Below are 23103 nucleotides of genomic sequence, written 5' to 3' on the forward strand. Positions count from 1 at the left end.
AGGTGGGGACACCCGGGAGAGCGCACATGGATGAGTCATCACGCACCGGCGCGTTGCGGGTTGTCGTGGTGGACGACCACACCTTCTATCGTGATGGGCTGGTCGGACTGCTCGAGGAGAGTGGACTGGACGTCGTCGCTGACGTGGCCACCGGAGAGGCTGTTCTCGGAGTGGTCGGGGAGACGAAACCCGACGTCGTGGTGATGGACCTCAGCATGCCCGGCCTGGGTGGCATCGAGGCGACGCGTGCGTTGGGCGTGCGCTATCCGTCGACCCCGGTCGTGATGCTCACCGTGAGTCAGGAGTCGGACGACGTGCTCGGAGGGCTTCTCGCCGGGGCTCGGGGCTTTGTTCTCAAGGACGGACCCGTGGAGGACGTTGTCACGGCGATCGCAGAGGCGGCTGCGGGTGGTGCTTACCTGTCCTCTCGGGTCTCGCTGCGTCTCCTGGAGTATGTACGGCGTACACGTGGGCGCGCTGGCGGTGCGCGGTTCACGGACCAGGAGATCGAGGTGCTGACGCGTCTGTCCGAAGGCGACAAGCCAGCGGTGATCGCGGAGACGATGGGCATCACGGAGCGCACCGTGCGGCGCCTTGCTTCTGACGTCGTGATGAAGATGCACGTTGAGAACCGCGGGGAGATCGCGGTCCGTGCGTTGCGAGATCGCATCGTCTGATGGGGGTCGTGCGAGGGGTCGGAATGCGAGGGGCGGTGCTCGGCGCGGTCGGCCTGTGCCTCGTGCTTTCGGTGCTGCTGGAGGTGGTCGACTTCGACCCCAGTGCGGGCAATCGCCGCTTCCACGTGGCGCTGGAGACTGCTGACGCGCTGGTGCTGATCTTCTTGGCGTCGGTGCTGCTGGGACGCTTCCGGAGTGACGGGTCGCGACGCAACCTGCTGTTGATGGGCGGTGTGGTCATCCTGGCGTCCAAGAACGGCCTGTTCGCCGTGCTGGCGATGTTCGAGGAGGACCCGATCCGGGGAACCGACCCGGTGGTGTGGGGCACCGCGGTCAGCGGGGTGCTTGGTGCGGGCGTCCTGGCGTCGGCGGCCGTCCTCTCCGACCGTAGGATCGACAACTCGGCCGGCCGTGCGGCCCTCGTGGTGCTGCTCGGCTGCGGGGTTGTCGTGGCCATGACGATCGTTGCTGTCCTGATCGGCGACGCGCTCCCGCATGCGTTCCCGGAGCTACCAGAGGAGCCGGACACGGTCACCGAGCTGGAGCTGTTGAGCGGGCACCCGATCAAGATCGCGATCGACCTGCTGACAGCGCTGGGCTACGCGGTTGCCGCAGTGGCCTTCGCCCGGCTTGCCGACCGCACCTCCGACCGCTTCATCGGCTGGATGGGCATCGGTGCGACGATCGCGGCCGGTGCGTTTGTCTACTATGCCCTCATCCCGTCTCGATTCACGGAGCTGATCTACGGCGGGGAGTTCCTGTGGATCTGCGCCGTGGCTGCGTTCTGGTACGGCGCAGTCAGCGAGATCGCCAACCTCGAGGCCGCCCTAGTCCGGTCGGCTGTGCACGCTGAACGGCGCAGGGTGGCGCGAGATCTCCATGACGGTGTCGTGCAGGAGCTCGCCTACATCTCCTCCCAGACCGGATGGCTCTGCGGACGGGTATCAGAGGCTCCGTTGAAGTCGGCCGTCGAACGCATCGCTGATGCCGTCGACCGGGCGCTCGACGAGTCACGGGGAGCCATTGCGGCACTCAACCGGGAAGCCCACGAACCGCTCCACCTGGCGGTCGGCAACGCTGCCAAGGACGTGGCCGACCGCGTCGGCGTCCAACTCGTTCTAGACCTGGATCCGGATGCGGACGTACTGGCCGAATGGCGCGACGCGCTCATCCGCATCGCTCGGGAGGCCGTGGGGAACGCGGTGCGCCACGGCGGTGCGACGCGAGTGCATCTGCAGCTGCGGGGCAATCCGCCGACCCTGGAGATTGAGGACGACGGGAAGGGGTTCGACCCTGCTGCTCCCCGGTCGCCCCATAGCTTCGGGATCCGCTCGATGCGCGAGCGTGCCGAGTCGCTCGGTGGGTCGCTCGAGATCGGCTCGTCGCCAGGTCAGGGGACTCGGGTGGTGGTGCTGGTTCCCCGGTGATCAGCCGGATCGGCCGGAACGGGTGCCGTCCCGGGCAACCGATCAGCCTCGGCGCAACGAGGTCCCGGCTGCTCACGTGAACGTGCCATCAGGTCATCCGCGCATCCGGGCTTGGGCGGAGCGGATGAAGAACTCGAAGCCGCCGCCGTTCGCCGGCCGAGCCTTGGCCACGCCCCGCAGTCCGCCGTCCGAGAGGACGATCAGCCGGACCTGACCCGCGCGCAGATGACCGAGCTCGCCCCCTCGTTTCCGGACGAGGGCGATGTCGAGGCGCTTGCCATCGACGAGCCTGAGCTTGCCGGTCCCACGCTTCCCGAGCGAGATCTCACCCTTGACGGCCAGTCCGGCTGCGGAGGCGCCGCTGAGCTCTCCGCTTGGCGAGACCGACAGCTCGTAGAGGCCCGCCCCACCGGACGGCGGGGTTGCCTCGAAGCTCCCCTTCTTGCCCCCAGGAAGAACGACGGTGCCCGTCGCCGAGCCGGCGCTCAGCTGCCCCTCTGCTTCTGCGTCGCCGTCATCGGACGTCGCGACGAAGCCGCCGTCCGAGAGGTCGCCGGAGAACCACTCGCTCACGCCCCTGCCGTCGGAGATGTAGACCTGGACCGCGCCGGCGTCCTTCCCGCCCTGGGCAGGTGTCGCCACGACGGCCACGAAGGCCTTCGTGCCCGACACCTCGCCCACGAAGCTGCCGAAGGCTGCGTCCTCGGCCTCCACGGCCAGGTCGGTGTTCTTCACGTCGGGTCCGTCCTCGTCGTCCCCGCTGCAGCCGGCGAGAGCCGTGAGCAGCAGCACGGCAGCCAGGGAGCTGGCACCGATCCGTGTCCGCGTGACCATCCGTGTGTCCCTCCATGAAGTGGTGCGTGGTCGGGTCCCGCTCACGGAGCAGGCCTGAAGGTGAGGACCAGCTGCGGGACGTTGTCGCCCTTCTCGCGCGCGTGGAGCTGCTGCTCGGCGTCCTGCCCCTCGGTGGCGTCCTTGATCAGGAAACCGTGGTTGGCTCCGCTCGAGTACATCCCCTGCACGAGGGTGGCGACGCCCCACTCGCGGTAGCCGGTGCCCGATGTCGTGGTAGCCGCAGCGCCCGCCGTCACCGGCGCGTTGGCCCACGTGACGCTGCCCTCCGTCCACGCTGCGCCGAGCCGATAGGCCTCGAGGGTCCGCTGGCTGCTGGACGAAGAGGACGCGTACAGGCGCAGCCTGGCCGTGTCGAGTACGCACCCTGCCGGGATCGTCGGGAGGTCGAACCGGACCAGGGCCCGCAGGTTGGCGCCGCTCTTCGACATCAGCTTGAGGATCGAGTCGCCGCCCTTGTTCGAGGAAGGACTGCTCTGGTCGATCCACGCGTCGGCCACGGATGTCCTGGTCTGCGCGGGGCCACAGTTCACGGGGTCGCCGCCCGGCTGGATCGTCCACAGCTGGCTCGCCGGCGTCCTGTCGACGTTGCCGGCCGCGTCGATCGCCCGCACCGAGAACGTGTGCTGGCCGACGGCCAGGTTCGCGTAGTCCTTCGGCGAGGTGCATGCGGCGTACAGCGCCGAGTCGAGCTTGCACTCGAACGTCGATCCGGTCTCCGGGGACTGGAAGGCGAAGCTCGCGCTCGTGCTGGTCGACGACGTCGGACCGCTCGTGATGATCGTCTCCGGCTCCGTCTGGTCGATTGTCCAGGTGAAGACCGCGGGCTGCGGGTCGACTGCCCCACCGCTGTCGACGGCGCGCACCCTGAAGGTGTGCGAGCCCGTCGCGAGCGACGAGTAACTACGCGGGCTTGCACACACGGTCCACGCGGAGGTGTCCAGCTGGCACTCGAACCTCAGACCGCTCGCCGGAGTCGTGTCATCGGTTCCGGTGAAGGTGAACGTCGCCGAGGCGCTCGACGTCGCCGCGAGCGGGTTGCCCGTGAGCTGCGTCTCCGGCACACCGTTCGGCGGAGCGCCAGCACCGAACGTCAGCACGAGCTGCGGCCGGTTGGTGCTGTCCTCACGGCTGGTGAACTGCTGCTCGGCGTCCTGGTTCTCGCTCGCGTCGCGGACGAGGAATCCGTGGTTCCCGGCCGTGTACATGCCCTGAACCATCCCGGCCACGCTCCACTCGCGGTAGCCGGTGCCCGAGCTCGTGGTCACTGCGGCACCCGTCGTCGCCGGCTGGTTTGCCCAGGTGACTCCACCCTCGGTCCAGGAGCCGCCCAGCTGGAAGGCCTGAAGCGTGCGACCACCCGCGGCGGCTTTCGCGTTCAGGCGGAGCGTCGCGCTCTTGACCGAGCAGCCCTCCGGCATGGCCGGTAGGTTGAACCGAACGAGGGCCCGCAGGTTGCCGCCGCTCTTCGACATCACCTTGAGGATCGAGTCGGAGCCCTTGTTCGACGACGTGCTGCCGGAGTCGATCCAGGCGTCGGCATTCGCGGTCAGCGTCTGCTGGGGGCCGCAGTTCACGGTCGTGCTCTGGACCGTCCACGAGTGGCTCGCGGGCGACCCGTCGACGTTGCCGGCGGCGTCCTTCGCTCGAACCGAGAACGTGTGCGAGCCGATGGCCAGGCCCGTGTATGCCCTCGGCGAGGTGCAGGCCGCGTAGGAACCGGCATCGAGCTTGCACTCGAACGTCAGGCCGGCTCCCGGCGTCTGGTTGTCCGTGCCCGTGAAGGCGAACGACGCGTTGGTCTCCGTAGTGCTGGCCGGCGGGTTCGCGCTGATCGTGGTCTCCGGCGCCGTGGTGTCCGGCGTCGGAGCCGGCTCCTGGACCTGCCACGTGTGGCTCGCGGGCGAGCCGTCGACGTTGCCTGCGGCGTCCGTGGCCCGCACCCGGAAGGTGTGCGTCCCGACTGCCAGGCCCGAGTACGTCTTCTCGTTGGTGCAGGTCGCGAACGCTCCGTCGTCGAGCGCACACTCGAAGGTCAGGCCCGCTGGGGCGGTGCCGTCGTCGCTACCCGTGAAGGTGAACGTCGCGGTCGTGTTGGTCGTCGTGGCGGCCGGCTGACCGGTGATGGTCGTGTTCGGCGCCTTGGTGTCCGCCACCGTGAAGGTGCGGCTGTCGGCCGGGCCGACGTTGCCGGCCTCGTCGATCGCACGGACGTCGAACCTGTGTTCACCGGGCGACATCGCCGCCAGGTCGGCGTCGGTATACGTCTTCGGGCTCGTGCACGCGCTGTACGCGTTGCCGTCGACGCGGCACTCGAACGAGAGATCCGCGGGAGCGGTGTGGTCGTCCGAGCCCGTGAACTCGACGACCAGCGAGCCCGTCGTGACGTTCGTGATCCGCGCCTCCGGGTCGACGACGTCCTCCACCGTCCAGGTGTGGCTCGCGGTCCGCGCGTTGCCAGCGGAGTCGGTCGCCTTCACGTCGAAGGTGTGCTGGGTGGCCGACAGGTCGGCGTACGAGGTCGGCGAGGCGCAGGGGGAGTACGCCGCTCCGTCGAGGCGGCACTGGGTCGTGACCGCGCCACCCCAGTTGTCGCTCGTGCTGAACGCGAACTGGGCCGTCGTCCCGGGCGTCGTCGCCGCCGGCTTCTCGCTGAACGTGATGCTCGGCGCGGTGAGGTCGGCGACCGTCCAGCTCCGGCGGACCGGCTCGCTGGCGTTCTCACCCTCGGAGAGGTCCGCGGCGCGGACGTCGAACGTGTGCGGGCCGCGATCCAGGCCGGTGTACTGGACACCGGACTGGCAGGCGCCGAACGGCGCGCCGTCGAGCGAGCACTCGAAGGTGGCCGGCTCGTCGGTCGAGAAGGCGAACCTCGCGCTCCTGGCGTCCACCGTGCCCGTCGGGCCCTCGTCGATCGTGACGACCGGGGCCGTCAGGTCGGCGACCTCCCACTCGAACTGGGCGGGCAGGAAGCTCGCGTTGCCGCCCTTGATCGCCTGCACCTCGAAGGTGTGCTCCCCGAGGGCGAGGTTCTCGTATCGCTGCGGCGACGCGCAGGGCTGCCACGCCGTGCCGGTGGTCTCGCCGGTCAGGCGGCACTCGAACGTGCTGGCCGACTGGTCCGAGGAGAAGACGAACTCCGCCGTGCGGCCCTCGTTCTCGATGTCCGGAGTCGCGGGTGCCTGGTCGGCAGGGCCGGACTCGATCGTCGTGACCGGCCGCGCGAGCACCGTCCAGGTGTAGACGGCCGGCGTGGCGTCGAGGACGCCCGCGTCGGTCATCGCCCGGACGCGCAGCGTGTGTTCACCGAAGAGCGCGTTGAACCGGTACGGCGTGGCACAGGAGCTCCACGCCCCGGCGTCGAGCCGGCACTCGAACGTGGCCGGGTGCTCGACCGTGTCGATGGTCGAGGCGAACTGGAACTGCACCTCGGCGCCGTCGCCGGTCGACTGGATCGTCGGGTCCGCCGGGGCCTGGCTGATGGTGGTGTCGGGAGCGACCTCCGCCGAGGCCTCGGCGACCGCGAACGGCGACAGGCTGCTCACGACGCCGCAGACCAGGCCGTCCTGCTGCTCGCGGGTGACGTCGACCCACTCTCCGTTGAAGTGGAGGACGTGCGCGCCGGAGAGCGACTCGTACGGCAGGCACACCGTCACGTCGCCGACGAAGGTCGCCGTGGTGGAGACGTCGTACAAGAGCGCGCTGCCCGCGGCGTACCCGTTCGGCAGGTCGGGGGCCTGGATCGGGGTCAGCCCGGAGACCGAGCTGAAGCCCGCGGCCGTGACCTCGGCGAAGGTGAGCCTCGCGCCGCCCACCGAGACCTCGACGTTCGTACCCGTGGGCGTGTTGTCCGCACCGGGCGCCTCGATCGTCCAGTGGTACGTCACCGGCGTGGCGTCGACGTTCGGCGGGACCGCCGTGTCGGACGCACGCACCTCGAGGGTGTGCTCGCCGACGGCCAGGCCTTCGTAGACGTCGCCGCTCTGGCAGCCGGTGAACCCGGCGCCGTCGAGCGAGCACTCGAAAGTCAGCGCTGCCGGCGCCGTGAGGTTGTCCGTGCCGCTGAAGAGGAACGTGGCGGACGTGCTCGTGGTGGTGGCGGCCGGGCCGAGCTGCAGCTTCGTGGCCGGCGCCGTCGTGTCGGCGGCGTCGATCGTCCAGGTGTACCTCGCTGCCGGGCTCTCGGTCATGCGCTGCCCGTCCAGCGGCAGCGTCCGCGCCCTGACCTCGAAGACGTGCTCGCCGTTGGAGAGGTCATAGGCGTACGGCGACGTGCACGGCTCGAACGGGTCGACGTCCGGGTCGACGGCGTCGAGTCGGCACTCGTACGTCGAGCCGGGCTGGTCGAAGAACGACAGCTCACCCGTCGCGCTGGTGCTGATCTCGCCCTCGGGGATCGCGGTGCCGACCGGCGCCTCGTTCGTGACGGTGGTCAGCGGCGGCGCGATGACGCTCCAGGTGAAGCTCGCCGGCTCGGGGTCGGTGAGGAGCGTCTCGTCGGTCGCCCGCGCCTCGAAGGTGTGCTCTCCGCCGGTCAAGCCAGGGATGGTGTGCGGTGACGAGCAGCCGGCCCAGTCGCCACCGTCGAGGCGGCACTCGAAGGTGAGGTTCGCCGGGATGGTGCCGTTGTCGGAGCCGGTGAAGCGGAACTCGACCTCGTTGTCGCTCGGATTCGCGGGCTTTGCGAGCAGGGTCGTCTCAGGAGCGGCCTCGTCCGCGATGACCCACTCGTGCGTGGCCTCGAGGAGCGCGACGCTCGGCAGCAGGTCCGCCCTCGTCGCCGTGACGGTGAACGTGTGCTGGTTCTGCTCGCCGGCCGGCAGGTCCGTGTAGTCGAACGGCGAGGTGCAGGGACGCTCCGCGCCACCGTCAAGGGTGCAGAGGAACGTGGCCTGCGGGTCGGTCGAGCCGAACTCGATCGCGCCCGTGGTGGCAGTGCCACCGGTCGCCGGCGGCGCGTTCGTGATCGTGACGTCGGGCGGCACGTCGGTGCCGCTCACCCACTCGAACTCCGCAGGCGTGGAGTCGGGCGTGCCGAGCTCGCCGACTGCCATGACCTGGAACAGGTGCTCGCCGTACGGCACGTCGGTGTATGTCCGCGGCGACGTGCACTCCGAGAAGGTCGTCGTGTCGAGCGCGCAGAGGAACGAGCCACCGGTGCCGGAGAAGGTGAAGGTCACCGAGGTATCGGTGGTCTCGAGGTCGACGCCCATGTCGGGGGTGATCGAGAGGATCGACGTCTCGGGCTCGCCCTCGACGACGAACTCGTACGCCGGCTCGGGTGCGGGCGTCTGGTCGTGGTTGCCCGCGATGTCGAGCGCGCGCACCTGGAAGGTGTACTCGCCCTCGGTGAGGTCTGCGTAGGCGATCTCGTGGAAGAAGGTGTCGTCCGCCGCGGGCTCGCCGCAGCCTTCCCAGACGACGGGGTCGCCCGCCGAGGTGTTGGTGAAGGCGCACTCGTACTCGAGCTCGAAGGAGGAGGCCAGATCGTCGTCGCCGCGGAAGGTGAACCGGAGACCCGGCTCGAGGAACTGCTCCGGTCCGATCTCCGTCGCGCCGAGGAAGTGGGTCTCGGGCGCCGTGACGTCCTGGACCGTCCAGCGGTAGACGGCTGGCGTGAGGTCCACGACCTGCTCGCCGGCGGCGTTGCGGTACTGGTTGACAGCTCGGACCTCGAACTCGTGCTCCTCTGGCGCGCCGGCCTCGCCTGGCAGGAACGGGCCCGCCTGGTATCCGGTCGAGCAGCCGACGTACGGCGACCCGTTGACCGAGCACTGGAAGGTGGCGCCGGGCTGGTCAGAGTGGAAGTCGAAGGTCGCGGTGTAGGAGCCGGTCGGGTCCGCAGGCCCGGAGTCGATGATGGTCTCCGGCTCGCCCGTGGTGGTCCAGACGAAGGGCTCGGTGTCGTTGGGCCCGAAGCCGCGGTCCTTGCCCGCGGGCGTCGGGTCGACGTTGGGCGCGAGCGCGGCGTCGATAGCGCGCACCCACAGCCAGTGCTGACCGGAGCCGAGACTCTCGAGCAGCCACACGGCCTCGCACTCCTCCCACGAGGTCGGCGCTGCCGGCGCCGGCCCGCTGCCCCACGAGCACTCGAAGGTCTCGACGGGCTCGTCGCTGGCGAAGCCGAAGGTCACGTCGGGGCCGGAGTTCGCCGGGTTCGGGAACGTGGTGATGAACGTGTCGGGCGCCGTCGTGTCCTCGGGACCGACGATCTGCCACTCGTAGAAGGCCGGCGAGATGTCGCGGTTGCCGTCGGGGTCGACCGCGCGGACGTGGAAGATGTGGACTCCGCCGCCGAGCGGGCCGGCGATCTCGTACGGCGAGGTGCAGGCAGCGAACTCGCCCTGGTCGAGGGCGCACTCGAACTGGGTGACGGGCGTGCCGTCGAGCAGCTCGACGCCCTCGAAGGTGAAGGTGGCGCTGGTCTCGGCCGTCTCCTGCTCCGGACCGGTGAGGACCTCGGTGTCCGGCCCGGACATGTCCACGACCGTCCAGGTGCGCGTGGCACCCACCGGGTCGATGTTCCCGGCGGCGTCGATGGCCTGCACGACGAGGGTGTGCTCGCCTGGCGTGAGGACCTCGATCTCCTCCGGTGTCTCGCAGCCGCCGATGGCCTCGCCGTCGAGCGTGCACTCGAAGTCGAGCTCGATCGCCGGTGTCATGTCGTCTGTTCCGGAGAACTCGAACATGCTGATGAAGTTCGGCGTCGACGAGCCGTCGGGCGGTCCGCTCGTGATGAGCGTCGTCGGCGGTGTCACGTCCGGCCCGATGACCTCCCACTCGTAGCTCGCGGGCGTGAGGTCCGTCCAGCCGAACTCGTTGATGCCCTGCACGAGGAACTCGTGGTCGCCCGCGTCGAGCGGACCGATGGTCAGGGGCGACTCGCAGTAGAAGTACGGGTCACCGTCGATCGAGCACTGAGTGATCGCGTTCTCCTGGTCGGTCCAGAACTCGAACGTCGCGGACCCGCTGGTGGAGGTCGGGAAGCCCTCCGGGCCGAGCGGGCCCTCCGGACCGGACAGGATCGACGTCTCGGGCGCCATGCCCGACGAGGCGCGCGCGATCGCGAAGAGACCGAAGTTCTCTGCGATGTTGCTGCACACGCGGGCAGGCGTGGAGAACGGGTTGTGCAGCGTCGTGACGTCGAGCCACTCGGTGCCGTCGAAGTTGAGCAGCCGCAGCGACGTGGCTCCGTTGAAGGACGCGGGGTCGTACTCGATGCAGACGGTGACGGGCTCGGTGTGGAGGGCCGTCGTGTTGATGTCGTAGATCCGGGCGCTGGCGCCGCCGTAGCCCTCGGGCAGCGATGGCCCGCCTCCGATCCGGTCGGCTGTCGTCGTGCCGGCGGTCTCGACGGAGAAGTACGTCACCCTGACGTCACCGAGGTTGACCTTGACGTGGTCGCCGACCGGCGTGTTCGGCGGGCCGTCGGGCGTCCCGATCGTCCACTGGTACGTCGCCGGGCTGGGGTCGACGTTCCCCGACGGGTCGGTAGCCACGGCCGTGAAGGTGTAGTCGCCCGGGACGAGGTCGGTGAGCTCGGTCACCACTCCCGGCTCGCAGTCGGCCTGCTGCGGTCCGGTCGGGCCGGTCAGCGTGCACTCGATCGTCGCGGTCTGGTCGTTCGAGCTGACCTGGAGGTACGCGCTCGTGCTGAGCGTCGTGGCGGCAGGCCCGAAGTCGATCGTCGTCTCGGGCGGCGTGAAGTCCTGGACCGTCCACGTGTGTACGGCAGGGATCGGGTCGTGCTCGAAGGGCTGGCCCGCCCAGTCGAGGCCGGTGTAGAGGGTCTGCACCTGGAAGGTGTGCTCGCCCGGAGAGAGGTTGTTGTAGGTCTTCGGCGACTCGCAGGTCCCGAACGGGCGGTCGTCGAGGGAGCAGTAGAAGACAGCCCCCGGGTCGGCCGGCTCGCTCGTGAACTCGAACGTCGCCGTCGTGCTCGTCCCGTTCGCCGGGGCCGAGGTGATCCGGGCCTCGGATGGGGTGATCCGGAACTCGGAGTCCTCCCAGGCACCGAGGTTGCCGTACTGGTCGACCGCGCGGACCGCGAAGAGGTGGTCGCCAACGCCGAGGTCGGTGTACGTCTGTCCGGCTGGGTCGCAGGGTGCGGGTTGCGACGGGTCACCCGGAGCGTGCGGGTTGAACTTGCCGTCGAGCCAGCAGTGGAAGGTGACGGGGCTGACGTCCGCCGAGAACGTGAACGTAGCCGTCGTGTCGGTGCTCTCCTCCTGCTCCACGCCGGGGCCGGAGAGGAGCGTCACGACCGGCGGGGGCGCCACGATCCAGGTGTACTCAGCGGGCGTCGACTCGATGTTGCCGGCGGCGTCGACGGCCCTCAGGCGCAGCGTGTGCGAGCCGCGGGCGAGGTCGGAGAACTGCTCGGGCGAGGTGCACGAATTCCAGGACGTCGCCGAGTCGAGCGCACACTCGAAGCTGAGGTCGAGCATCGGCGTCCTGTTGTCGGTGCCCTTGAACGTGAAGGTCCCGACGGTGTCGAGCGTGCCGTTCTCCGGCCCGGTGACGAACTGTGAGCTCGGCTCCGCGGTGTCCGGGGCGAGGTTGACGAGCCACTCGTAGACGGTCTCCTCGCCGAGGATGCCCTCCGGGTTGGTCGCACGGACGGCGAACTGGTGCTCGCCGTTCTCGACGACCCAGGCTGCGCCGTTCGCCGGGAGGGTCGTCCCACCGCACGGCAGGAAGTCGGACCCGTCGACGGAGCACTCGAACGTGGACCCGGGCTGGTCGGACTCGAACGTGAAGATGGCGTTCTCGGTGCCGCTCGCGCCGTCCGGCTCGCCCGAGATGGGGTCGAGTCGGCCGTCCGGCCCGGTGAGGAAGGTGACGACCGGCGCGGCCGTCACCGTGACCGTCCGCGTGGCGGCCAGCCCGATGTTGCCGGCGAGGTCGATCGCCCGCACGGCGACGGTGTAGTCGCCGGGCTCGAGGCCGCTGATGTCGTAGCCGCCGCCGACGGGCGACTCGCACGACGCCCACTCGGCGGACCCGATGCCGGCCGCCGTGAGGAAGGCCGCGCACTCGAACTCGAGCGCCAGCTGGGGCGTCGCGTTGTCCTGGCCGGAGAAGGTGTACGGCTCGGGCTCCATGCCCACGGTCGTGCCGTCTGCAGGCCCGCCGGTGATGTTCACGACGGCGGCCCGTGTGTCAGCGACGGGGGTCCAGGTGAAGGAGGCCGGGGTCGGGTCGACGTTGCCCTCGAACTCGGGCTGCGTCGGGTCCGGGAATTCGGGCTCGGACGTGTCCACGGCACGCACCCAGAAGGTGTGCTCCGTGAGCTGCATCTGCGGGTCTGCGTACGAGTAGACGTCGAGCAGGTTGAACGGGCTCGTGCACGCGACCCACTCGTTGTCGTTCGGCGGCGCAGTGCCGTTGGTGACCTGGCACTCGAAGGTGAGCAGGAACTCCGGCGTCAGGTCGTCGATGCCGCTGAACTCGAAGACCGTCGAGCTCAGGTCGGCCGCGACCGGGGCGCGCTCGATGGTGGTGTCCGGAGGCAAGGTGTCGACGGTGTCGACGACCTCCCACTCGTAGATCGCAGGCTCGAGCTCGGCCGCGGAGCCGAACAGCTCGGACTCGCCGTAGACCTCGAGCACGTGGTCGCCCGGCAGCAGCGCGTCCGGGAACGCCGTGTCGCCGGCGAAGGCGGGGCCGACCCGGAACGGCGACTCGCACGGGAAGTAGTCGCCCGGGTCGAGGCTGTCGAAGCGGCACCAGAACTGGACGTCGCCGACGTTGGCCTCGAAGGTGATCTCCGCCGAGGTGCTCGCGGTCGGACCACCGGTGGCCGGCTCGCCCTGCGGGCCGCCGCTTGCCGGCGTGAAGCCGGGACCGTCGGTGAAGACCATGTTGACGCCCATCAGCTCCCACGTGAAGGTGGTCGGTGCTCCGACGTTGCCCTCGAAGTCGATGGCGCGCACGGAGAACGTGTGCGGGCCGACCTCGTGCTCCATCAGCGCCCACTCGAAGGCGCCCTGGTTCATGAACGTGGCCGCCTCGAAGCCGCACGGCTCGTAGCCGTTCGCGTCGACCTTGCACTGGAAGGTGACGTCGGGCTCGTTCGCGTGGAAGGTGAAGATCGCGTCGAGGAGCCAGGTCTGGACGCCGGGCGTGCCGGGCTCGATGTCGTCCGGCACGACGTCGAGGATCACTTCGGGCGCCACGCCCGTCGGCAGCGGCACATAGGTCCAGGTGAAGCTGGCGGGAGTCGGGTCGGCCAGGCCCTGGCCCAACAGGTCGACGGCGCGGATGTCGAGCGTGTGCTCGCCGGGGCTCAGGTTCAGGTACTCGGCCGGGTAGTCGCAGTCCTCCCAGGCGAGCGCGTTGGTCGAGTCGAGGCGGCACTCGAACACGAGGTCGGTGATCGGGCTGGACTCGTCGGCGCCCATGTAGGTGAAGCTCGCGTTGCGGCTCCCGCTCTGGATCCCGGCCGTGCCGGTGTCCCAGTCCGCCGGACCGGAGACGATCCAGGTGTCGGGAGCGCCGGGAACGGTGCCGATCTCACAGGCGACGCCGAGGCACTGGTCCGGCTCCATGTTGCCGGCGGCGAAGTTGCCGCCCCCGTCAACCGCGCCGACGGAGTAGATGCCCCAGCCGCCGTTCAGCTGGGCGACGTTGCCCTTGATCGTGTGCCCGGCCCCTTCGACGTAGATGCCGTCCCCGCCGTTGGCGTCCGTGGTGTTGTTCTCGACCAGCGTGCCCCGGTTGAGGACGGACGACTCCGTGATCGCGATCCCGTCGCCGCCGTTCCCGCTCGCGGTGTTATCCCGCACGACGGAGTCGAGGGAGAACTCGCCGATCTCGATGCCGGAGCCGAGCGTCCCACTGGCGTTGTTCGCCTCGACGATGGTTCCCGTCGCCTCGCCGACGACGATGCCGCCCGCGCTGCCGCTGAAGTCGTTCCCCTTGACGAGGGTGTCGGTGGCGAGCTCGACGGAGACGCCGGGGCCGGTGGTGCCGATCGCGTCGTTGTTGAGGATCGCGTTGCCGTCGCCCGCGACGAGGACGCCGCCCTGGCCGCCTCGGATCGTGTTCCGCTGGATGAGGTTGTCGTTGGACTGCAGGAGGTCGTCACCGGCCATGATCCCGATGCCGCCGTTGTCCTTGAGGACGTTGTCGGTGACGGTGTTGCTGCCGCCGCCGAGCACGGACACGCCGCTTGCGCCGCTCTGGCCGATCTGGTTGCCCTCAATCAGGTTCTCGCTCGCGAACTCGAGGACGATCGCGCCCTCGCCGAGGTTCGCGGCGAGCGTGTTGTCGCGGATCACGGCGTGCCGGGTGCCCGTGTAGAGCGCGACGCCGATCTCGTTCGCGACGATCGAGTTGTCGCGGATCGTGTTGCCGTCGGTGCCCTGGTCGGCGTCGGAGAGCGCGATCCCGGCCTCGTCGTTCCCTTCGACCCGCAGGCCGTGCACGACGTTGCGCGCGGTGCCTGGGTTCAGCTGGACGCCGTACAGGAACTGGGTGACCAGACCGTTCGTGATCGTGACGTCGTCGTGGCCGTTGTTGAGGATGCCGGCATCCAGCCCGAGGCCGTCGACGACGTGGCCGTCGAGGTCGATGGTGATGCCGGGCGCGCCGACGATGAGGCCGTGACCGCCGCAGTCGACGAGGTCGTTGAGCAGCCGGGTGCTCCGCGTCAGGATCTGGCCGCATGTCACGCGGTCGGCGACTGGCGTCGGACCGACCGTCCAGGCGTACATCTTCGTGTCGAAGTTGCTCGCCGCATCGGTGGCCCGGACCCAGAACTCGTGGTCACCCGGGGTCAGCCCGGTATACGTCTTCGGCGAGGTGCACGCAGGCGCGGTCGCCCAGAGGCCGGTGAGGTCCGCGCCGGCGTCGACGCGCAGGCACCGGAACGTCACGCCGTTGTCGCGGTTCGCCGAGAACTCGAACGTCGCGCTGGTGTCGACGGTGACCTTGTCCGGGGTCGAGTCGATGGAGGCCTTGAAGTCGCCGAGCGCCACGGCCCACGTGTAGCTCGCGGGGGTCGGGTCGGTGTTGCCCGAGAAGTCGACCGCTCGGACCTCGAACGTGTAGGTGTCGTTGACCAGGTTGTTGTACCTGGTGGGGCTCGTGCACGCCTGCCAGTCCGACTCGAGCGTGCTCTCGAACCGGCACTGGAAGGTGACCGGGCTCGAGTTGTCGGCGCCGGTGAACCGGAAGACGGCGACGCTCTCCGTGCTGGGGTTGAGCGGCGTCTCGAGAATGCTCGTATTGGGCGAGATCTGGTCGCCGCCTCCCAGACCGTCCGTGCAGTTGATGTTGTAGCACTGCTGCGGCTTGAGGTCGACGCCGAGCGGGCCGTCGTTGCCTTGGGCGACGTTGCCGCCGCCGTCGATGTTGGACTTCCCGCCGGACGGGTCGCCGACGTTGATGCCCCAGCTGCCGTTGTCGAAGGCGATGTTGTCCTTGAAGATGTGGCTCGGCTTCGAGGCCTGGATGCCCATGCCCTTGTTGCCGTTGGTCGTGTTGCCCTGGACCAGGGTGCCCTGGCCGGCCGGGGTCTCATCGCCGATGTAGATGCCGCCGCCGACGTTGTCGCTCGAGACGTTGTTGACCAGGGTGTTCGAGAACGACTGCGACTGCAGCGTGATGCCCGTCGCCTCGGAGTCACTGGCGTCGTTGCCCTCGATCATGTTGCCGCTCGAGTTCTTCAGCGAGACGCCGCCCTTGTTGCCGCTGACCTCGTTGCCCTTGATGAGGTTGTCGTTGCCGTGGTAGAGGTCGATCGCGTCGGAGCTCACGAGTGTCGCCACGTTGTCGATCAGCTCGTTCTGGCTCGAGTGGTCGATCTCGAGAGCCGGCCCGGCGCTGTCAGAGATGTGGTTGCCCGCGACCCGGTTGCCGGTCGACTCGATGCCGGTCGGCGCCATCGTGGTGGCTCCGACCAGGATGCCGACGCCGACGTCCACGACGGAGTTGTCCTGGATGGTGTTGTCGACGGCGCCCTCGAGGAGCACGCCGGCGCCGCTCGAGACCTGGATGCTGTTGCCTTCCACCAGGTTCTCGCGGGCGCGCTCGATCCAGATGGAGTCGTCGCTCGACGAGCCGATCAGGTTGCCGCGGACGACGTTGTTCTTCGCGCCGTTCAGCAGCCAGACGCCGCGCCGGTTGGACACCAGGGTGTTGGACCGGAGGATGTTGTCGTCGACCCCCGACTGGAAGCCGGGCACCGGCTCGCTGGGCGCTAGGGCCGGGTCCTCGGGGAAGGTCCCGTGGCCGAGGGCGATGGCCGCGTCCTGGGTCAGGTCCACCGTGACGCCCTCGACGATGTTCAGCTTGGCGCCGTTGTTCAATATCACGCCGTAGTCGAAGTCGGTGAGACGGCCGTTCTTGATCGTCACCGAGTCGAAGCCGTTGTTGAGGATTGCGGAGCCGATCGACTTGCCGTCGATCGTCTTGCCGTTGAGGTCGATGGTGATCTTGTCTGCCCCGACGATGAGGCCATGGCCGAGGCAGTCGCCGAGGTTGTTGTTGACGATGATGCTCTGGGTGATCTTCTGGCCGCAGAAGACGGTCTTCGTCACGGGGGTCGTGCCGACGGTCCATTCGTAGGCCGCTGGGACCCCGTCGCTCGGGTCGAGCGCGTCGGGCGCGTTCGGGTCATCGACGTGCCCGTTCACGTCGTCGACGTTCCCGGCCAAGTCGACGGCGCGGACCTGGAGCACGTGGTGGGCTGGCGTGAGCCCGTTGACGGTGTACGGCGAGGTGCAGGTGGTCCAGGCAGGCTGGCCGCCGCCCATCGCGCCGTCGAGGCGGCACTGGAACGCGAGCTCCTCGGTCGGCGTCTGGTTGTCGGTGCCACTGAAGGTGAAGGTCGCGCGCGTCTGCACGGTCGTCGGGTCGGGTCCGGAGATCATCTTCGTGTCCGGCGGCGTCGTGTCCGGGGGCGGCGGGTGGATCCACCATGTGTGCGAGGCCGGCGTGACGTCCCGGTTGCCTCCGAGGTCGATGGACCGCACCTCGAAGATGTGACCGCCGTACCTCAGGTCGCTGTATTGCTCGGGTGAGACGCACGGCTCGAACGGGAGCACCGCCTCCGAGGGCATGTCGGCCGGCGTGAGGTGGTCGTTGAACTCGTCGTAGTGCGTCCGGCACTCGAACGTGAGGTTGTAGCCCGCGGTCCGGTTGTCGATGCCGTTGAACTTGAAGGTGGCCGCGCGGTTGGTCGTGTCGTACCGCGTGCCCGCGACGTCGGTGATCAGCTCACCGGGCGCGGCGGTGATGCGCGTGTCCGGCGCGACGCCCGCGACGGTGCAGTCGACGCCGAGGGTCTCGCCGGGGCCGCATTCCTCGGTGCCGTCTTCCTCGACGCCCGGCTCGATCCGCCAGGTGTACTCGGCGGGGGTGAGGTCGAAGTTGCCGGCCTGGTCGACCGCGCGCACCTCGAAGTGGTGGTCCACGGCCGGCTCGAGGCTCAGGTAGGTCTTCGGGCTCGAGCACTCGGCCCAGAACTCGCCCTCCGGGGGTTCGGGCACCTCGGGCGGCTGGTTGGGGTCCGGGGGCTCGGGGTCGGGCTCCTCCGGAGGCAGCGGCGGGTCGGCCGGCGCGTCGAGGCGGCACTCGAAGCGCATCGCGGTCAGCGGGTCGCCGTTCGGGCCGTCGTTGGCGGTGAATTCGAAGATCGCCGTCTCGTTCCCGGTCACGGCGGGAGGCACCGAGGTGAGCGTGGTCTGCGGCGAAGCGAGGTCGGCCGGGGTTACCGGCCCCGGGTCGCCAGTTGCGCAGACCACGCCCACGCACTGGACGGCGTCGGGGAGGCCCGGCGTGACGCCGTCGGAGTGGTTGCCGACGGCACGGTTGCCACCGCCGTCGATGTTCCGGTTCGGGTCGAGCGGCTCGCCCTGAACTGGCTCCTCGCCGGCGTCGATGCCGTAGTTGCTGTTGTTGTTGGCCGTGTTGTTGCGGATGGTGTGCTTGGCCACGGCGACAGCGATGCCGCTCTCTGCGTTCTCGTTGGCCGTGTTGCCCTCCACGAGCGCGCCGCCGACCGCGTTTCCGAGCGTGTCGAACGCACCGGCGTCGACCGAGATGCCGGCGCCGCCGGTCCGGTTCGCGATGTTGTTCCGGACGACCATGTTGACGCCGTCGCCGAGCGCGATGCCCGTCTGGAGCGAGTTGGAGACGTCGTTGTTCTCCACCACGAGGTTGTTCGTGCCCGACGCGTCGACGCCGGACGGGTTGTACCGCAGGTCGCTGTTCTTGACGACGCTGTTGCTCGAGTCGCCCAGCACGACACCGCCGTCCGACTGCTGGTGGGCCAGCACGCCGTCGATCTCGATCCTGTCCGAGCCCTCGGCGATGACGCCGGCGTCGCCGTTCCGCACCAGGACTCCGCCGAGAACCCGGTTGCCGTGAGAGCCCTGGTGGATCTTGATGCCGGCGTCGCCGGTGTCGCTGATGTCGTTGTCCTCGAGGACGTTGTCGCGAGAGCCGTTCTCGACCACGATGCCGGCGTCCGAGTCGAGCGCAGGGTCGAGGATGATGCCGCTGATCGTGTTGTCGCGGATGACGTTCCGGTGGCTGTCGAACAAGTGGATCGACATGCCGTTGGAGATGAAGTAGTTGTTCTCGATGAGGCTGCCCTCGGTCCCGCTCATGAGCTGGAGACCCGTCTCGCCGTTCGAGTCGAAGACGTTGTCGCGGACCGTGCTTCCCAGCCGGCCGTTGTCCGCGTCGAAGAGCTGGACGCCGGTGAGGGCGTTGCGGGTGAGCGTCATGTGGTGCACGTCGCTGTGGACCGAGCCCGGACCGAGGAGGACGCCGTAGCCGTAGTTCGTGACGGTGCCGTTGCGGATCTCGACGTTCGGGTAGCCGTTGCGGATGCCCGGTAACAGGTTGTCCTCCTGGCCCGCCTCGAGCAGGAGGCCGCTCTTCACCGTGTGCCCGTTCAGGTCGAGGACGATGTTCGGCGCCCCGATGGCGATGCCCTCGCCGAGGCAGCCGGTGACGTCGGCCGCGAGCTTGGTGCTCTCGGTGATGACCTGCCCGCAGGTCACGACCTCCGGGGCTCCCGGCTCCTCACGGGGCGGCGGGGGTGGCGTGTCGGCCGCCTCGAAGCGCAGCTCGAGCTCGGGGAGGGTGATCTCCGGCGGATCCTGCGGCTGCTCCCTGGAGATGAAGCTCTGGTCGCCGCCCTCGGGATCGCTCTCCTGGTGGTCCTTGACGGCCCAGCCGAAGTTCGGCATCTCACCGGCGAAGATCGCCTCGACGTGCGCCTTCACGTCGAACTCGCGGTAGCCCTCCCCGGCTCCGGTCGTGGCGCCGACGGCGCCCGCGACCTGGTCGGGCTGGTTGACCCAGGTGAGGGTGCTCTCCTTCCACGTCTCGGCGAGCGGGACGGCCACCAGGGTCCGGCCCTCGGTATGGGAGCCGGAGTGGAGGCGCAGGGTGGCCGAGACCAGCTCACAGTCGGGCGCGTCGGACTGGAGGGGGAAGCGGAAGAAGGCGCGTGCGTTCCGGTGCTCCGTTGGTCCGGTGTCGGGGATCGTCGCGTCGGAGGCGACGGTGAGCTCGGTGTGGACCCAGTAGTTCTCGAGCGGGTTGACCTGGTCCGCCCAGCCGTCGGCGTTCGCGGTCAGGGTGATGTTCGCCTCGTCGCAGCTGATCGGCGTCCCGCCCGGGTCGTCGGGATCGGGCCCGACGCGCCAGGTGTACCGCGCGGGGGTCGGATCCGGCCCGGCGGCCTCATTGGCGAGCGCCCGGACCTCGAAGGTGTGCAGGCCGGTGGCCAGATCGGAGAACATGGTCGGGTTGAAGCACTCGAGCCACATGTCCGGGTCGCGGCTGTCGAGGCGGCATTCGTACTCGGCGAACTGCGAGGGCGTGAAGTCGCTGACCGCCCTGAAGCTGAACAGCGCGGAGCGGCTGTTCGTGGTGGGCGTGGTGGTCGGAACCGGGGGAACCGTCTGGCCGGGTGTCAGGCCCGGGGCCTCGACGATGAGGGTGTCGGGCGGGGTCATCCCCACGCCGCTGATCAGCTGGCTCACCGGCGTCGGGTCGATGTTGTCGGCACGGTCGATGGCGCGCACCTCGAACCGGAACAGCCCTTCCTCGGGAAGCGGCACCGACCAGGGGCTGGAGCAGCCGTTCCACATGAACTCGGGCGGCACCGGCTCCCACGGCGCGGTCGGCTCCTGCTCCTCGACCAGGTCGATCTCGAGGAAGCGGCACTCGAAGTTGAGCTCCTCGGCCGCGGTCTGGTTGTCGGTGCCGCGGAACCGGAACGCCATCGTCTCGAGGCCGTCCTGGAACGGGCCGTCCTCGGGATAGTTGAACTCGGTCTCGGGCGGCTCGTTGTCGTTGGCCGGCGGCTCCCCGACGTACTCGAACGCGCCCGCGTCGCAGCGGCCGTTCTGCGGCCGTTCGATCCCGCGCTGGTCGACGACCGAGCACGGCGGCGCGCTCGAGTCGATCGCCAGGCTGCCGTACCGGAGCGCGTGCGTCAGCGTCGGCCCGCCGTTGTCGGCGATCGCCTCCAGCTGCGGGTCACCGCGCCGGTCGCGGACCCCGAGCTCGACGGGGCTCTCGGCGTTCTCCGCCGTGACCGCGAGGAAACAGGTGTTCCTCGCTCCCGTCTCGAGGTTGCCGCCCTCCGAGCGGACGTACCAGTCGCAGCTGCCGCCCTCGAGGCTCCCGCCGACGATCGAGTTCTTCATGATCACCGACGAGATCGCAGACGGCGGGACCGGCGGGACGAAGTCGGACTCGACGACGCCGACGGCGCCACCGGCCGGCGCCGAGTTGCGCCAGATGGTCATGTGCACGAGCCGGAGCTCGCCGTCGGCGTCGTGGAAGAGACCGCCGCCGGCTGTCCCGGCCTTGTTCCCCGAGATCGTCGTGTTCTCGAACAGCGAGTCGCCATCGGCGAAGCTCATGATGCCGCCGCCCTTGCCGGCGTTGTCGTCGAGCTCGCCCTCATCGGTGAAGCCGATGCGGGCAGTGTTGTTCAGGAAGAGCGACCCGCGCACGATGATGGCGTTGTCCGGGGCGTTCGCGAGCCCGCCGCCGATGACCCCGCTGTTCCCCCGGATGGTCGAGTCGATCAGGCGGAAGTGGCCACTCGCGGTGTTGTAGATCCCGCCGCCCGCTGCCTTGGCCCGGTTGCCCGAGACCAGCACGCGCCGGAAGGTGACCTCGGTGGCGCTGTTCTCCAGGCCGCCGCCGTCGTACGCGCGGTTGTCCTTAATGATTGTGTCCACGACGTCGACGTCGCCCATGTTGTTGAGGCTGAGGGCGCCGCCCTCCTCGGTCGCCGAGTTGCCCTCGAAGGTCGAGCCCCGGATGGTGAGTGGGCCTCCGTCGGTTTGCAGGGCGCCGCCGCCGGCGACGTCGTCGCTCAGCGTGCCGTCGTCCTCGACGACCGGCACGCCGGCCTTGTTGTTCGTGAAGGTCGAGTCGAGGATCGTCTGCAGACGCTCGCTGCTGGTCCAGACGCCGCCGCCCTCACCGTTCGACTCGTTCTCGGTCACGGTGACGCGGGTCAGCGTCATGTTCGACCGCCCCCCGCTGGCGATGGCCGCGCCGTGGTCTGAGGAGTGGTTTCTCCCGAACGTCGTGTCAGTCACGGTGAGCTGGCCGTCACCGTCGCTGTAGAGACCGCCGCCGCTCTCGGCGGTGTTCTCGAAGACCTGTGAGCCCTTCACCGTGAACGAGCCGCGCAGGCCGTGCTGGGAGACGTGTCCGCCGCTGTAGAGGCCGGCGCCGTTCGCGGCCTGATTCTTGGAGACGGTGCTACCCGAGACAGTGACCGTGCCGCCCTCGGTGTACAGGCCGGCCCCGCTTGCCGACGTGCGGTTCTGGGTGATCGTCGAGTTCGTGACCTCGACGATGCTGTCCCCGAGGCTGAGGATGCCCGCCCCATCCGCCTCCGACGCGTTGAGCGAGATCGTGGAGTCGGAGATCTTCAGCGTGCCGACCTTCTGCCAGCCGGCCTGGTTCGCGATGGCACTCGCCGCGATCGGGTAGTCCGACGGGTCGACGAGGACGAAGGACTCCGGGTCGAGCGGGTCGGGCTTGATCGGGCCAGGGTTCAGGGTGACGACGCTGCCGTCGGAGATCGTGATCGTGCCGCCTGACACGTTGTTGATCGCGCCACCACTCCCGCCGGCCGAGCCGTTGCCCGTGAAGGTCGAGCCCTTGATCTCGACGCGGCCGTGCGGGAGCAGGTCGAGGTTCGGTGGCTCTGTCGTCCACACGTAGTCATTGAGGTCGGCGTGGTTGAGGCCACCTCCAGCCTTCTCGGCGTAGTTGTCCACCACCTTGACGCCGTCGAGGGTCAGCTTGCCGAGCGACCAGTTCTGGATGGCGCCGCCCTCCTCGGGGCTGAATCCGTTCTGGAGGGTCACGTTCCTGAACGTGACATCGCCGGCCCCGGGGTGGATCTCGAAGAGGCGGTCGAGACCACGGGCGACGAGGGGCGCGTCCGGGAGCGGCGTGCCGCCGTCGATGATCGCGTCGCCGAGATATCCCGGCGCCTTCTCGATGATGACCGGGTCGAGGATCTCGAAGTCGCCGACGTTGGCGGCGTTCTCGTTGATGGGTGCGATCTCGATGGGATAGGTGCCGGGGAGGATCTGGATCAGGTCTGGACCGGGATTGGCGTTCGCCTCCTGGACCGCCGCGCGGAGCGAACAGTCACCGATGGTCGCCTTGCACACTCCGTCGCCGGCGTTGGAGTCGTTGGCGTCGACAGTGCTGTTGACGACCAGGCTGGTGGAAAGCGCCTGAGCCGCCGTGCCGATCGCGACCACGGCGCCGGACGCGATGACCCCCGACGCGATGACCAGGGCGAGCAGGCACATCAGGACGCGACGACTGCCGCGACGCGCGCGGTGGTGCCAGTGCGTTCCGAGCCGCCCACGCCCTCGTCGGTGCACGTCGGGTCTCGACGTCAGAGTCTGCCGAGATGAACTGCCAGATCCGTGCATCGCGCCACATCTCCTCGAGGCGGCAGCCGGCGCCGCCGTGAGTCCCGAGCAAACGCCCCTGGCGCACCGGTGCGCATGACGTCGCGGAGTCATCTGGCGTGCAGATGCCTGAACGCTCCCGGGTCAGGTGCCGTCGGGGGACAGGTGTCGGAGCTGGACCCGTCCGGGGAGTCCCGTGCTGAACCGCGCAGCGGTGGTTGG

Annotated in this window: 4 protein-coding genes; 2 read left to right on the forward strand and 2 right to left on the reverse strand. The window is 69.2% G+C overall.

Annotated elements, in window-relative coordinates; all coding sequences use genetic code 11:
• Positions 1-26 precede the first annotated feature (26 nt).
• Both DDE18_RS21060 and DDE18_RS21065 read left to right on the forward strand, forming a co-directional pair.
• On the forward strand, positions 27-677 hold the full coding sequence (locus DDE18_RS21060) for a response regulator transcription factor (RefSeq protein WP_165821284.1): 651 nt from the start codon (positions 27-29) through the stop codon (positions 675-677).
• A gap of 35 nt (positions 678-712) precedes the next feature.
• Complete coding sequence (locus DDE18_RS21065) at positions 713-2104, forward strand: sensor histidine kinase (RefSeq protein ID WP_116574326.1); 1392 nt, start codon at positions 713-715, stop codon at positions 2102-2104.
• Between the two features lie 93 nt (positions 2105-2197).
• On the opposite strand, the gene DDE18_RS21070 is transcribed toward DDE18_RS21065, so the two are convergent.
• Positions 2198-2938: a hypothetical protein gene (locus DDE18_RS21070; protein ID WP_116574328.1), complete on the reverse strand. Its 741-nt coding sequence runs from the start codon at positions 2936-2938 to the stop codon at positions 2198-2200.
• A 41-nt stretch (positions 2939-2979) separates the two neighbouring features.
• Positions 2980-22776, reverse strand: coding sequence for a right-handed parallel beta-helix repeat-containing protein (locus tag DDE18_RS21075; RefSeq protein WP_165821285.1), 19797 nt, complete (start codon positions 22774-22776; stop codon positions 2980-2982).
• Positions 22777-23103: the final 327 nt, after the last annotated feature.

This window comes from Nocardioides gansuensis, from assembly GCF_003076135.1.
In the GTDB taxonomy this organism is placed as follows: domain Bacteria; phylum Actinomycetota; class Actinomycetes; order Propionibacteriales; family Nocardioidaceae; genus Nocardioides; species Nocardioides gansuensis.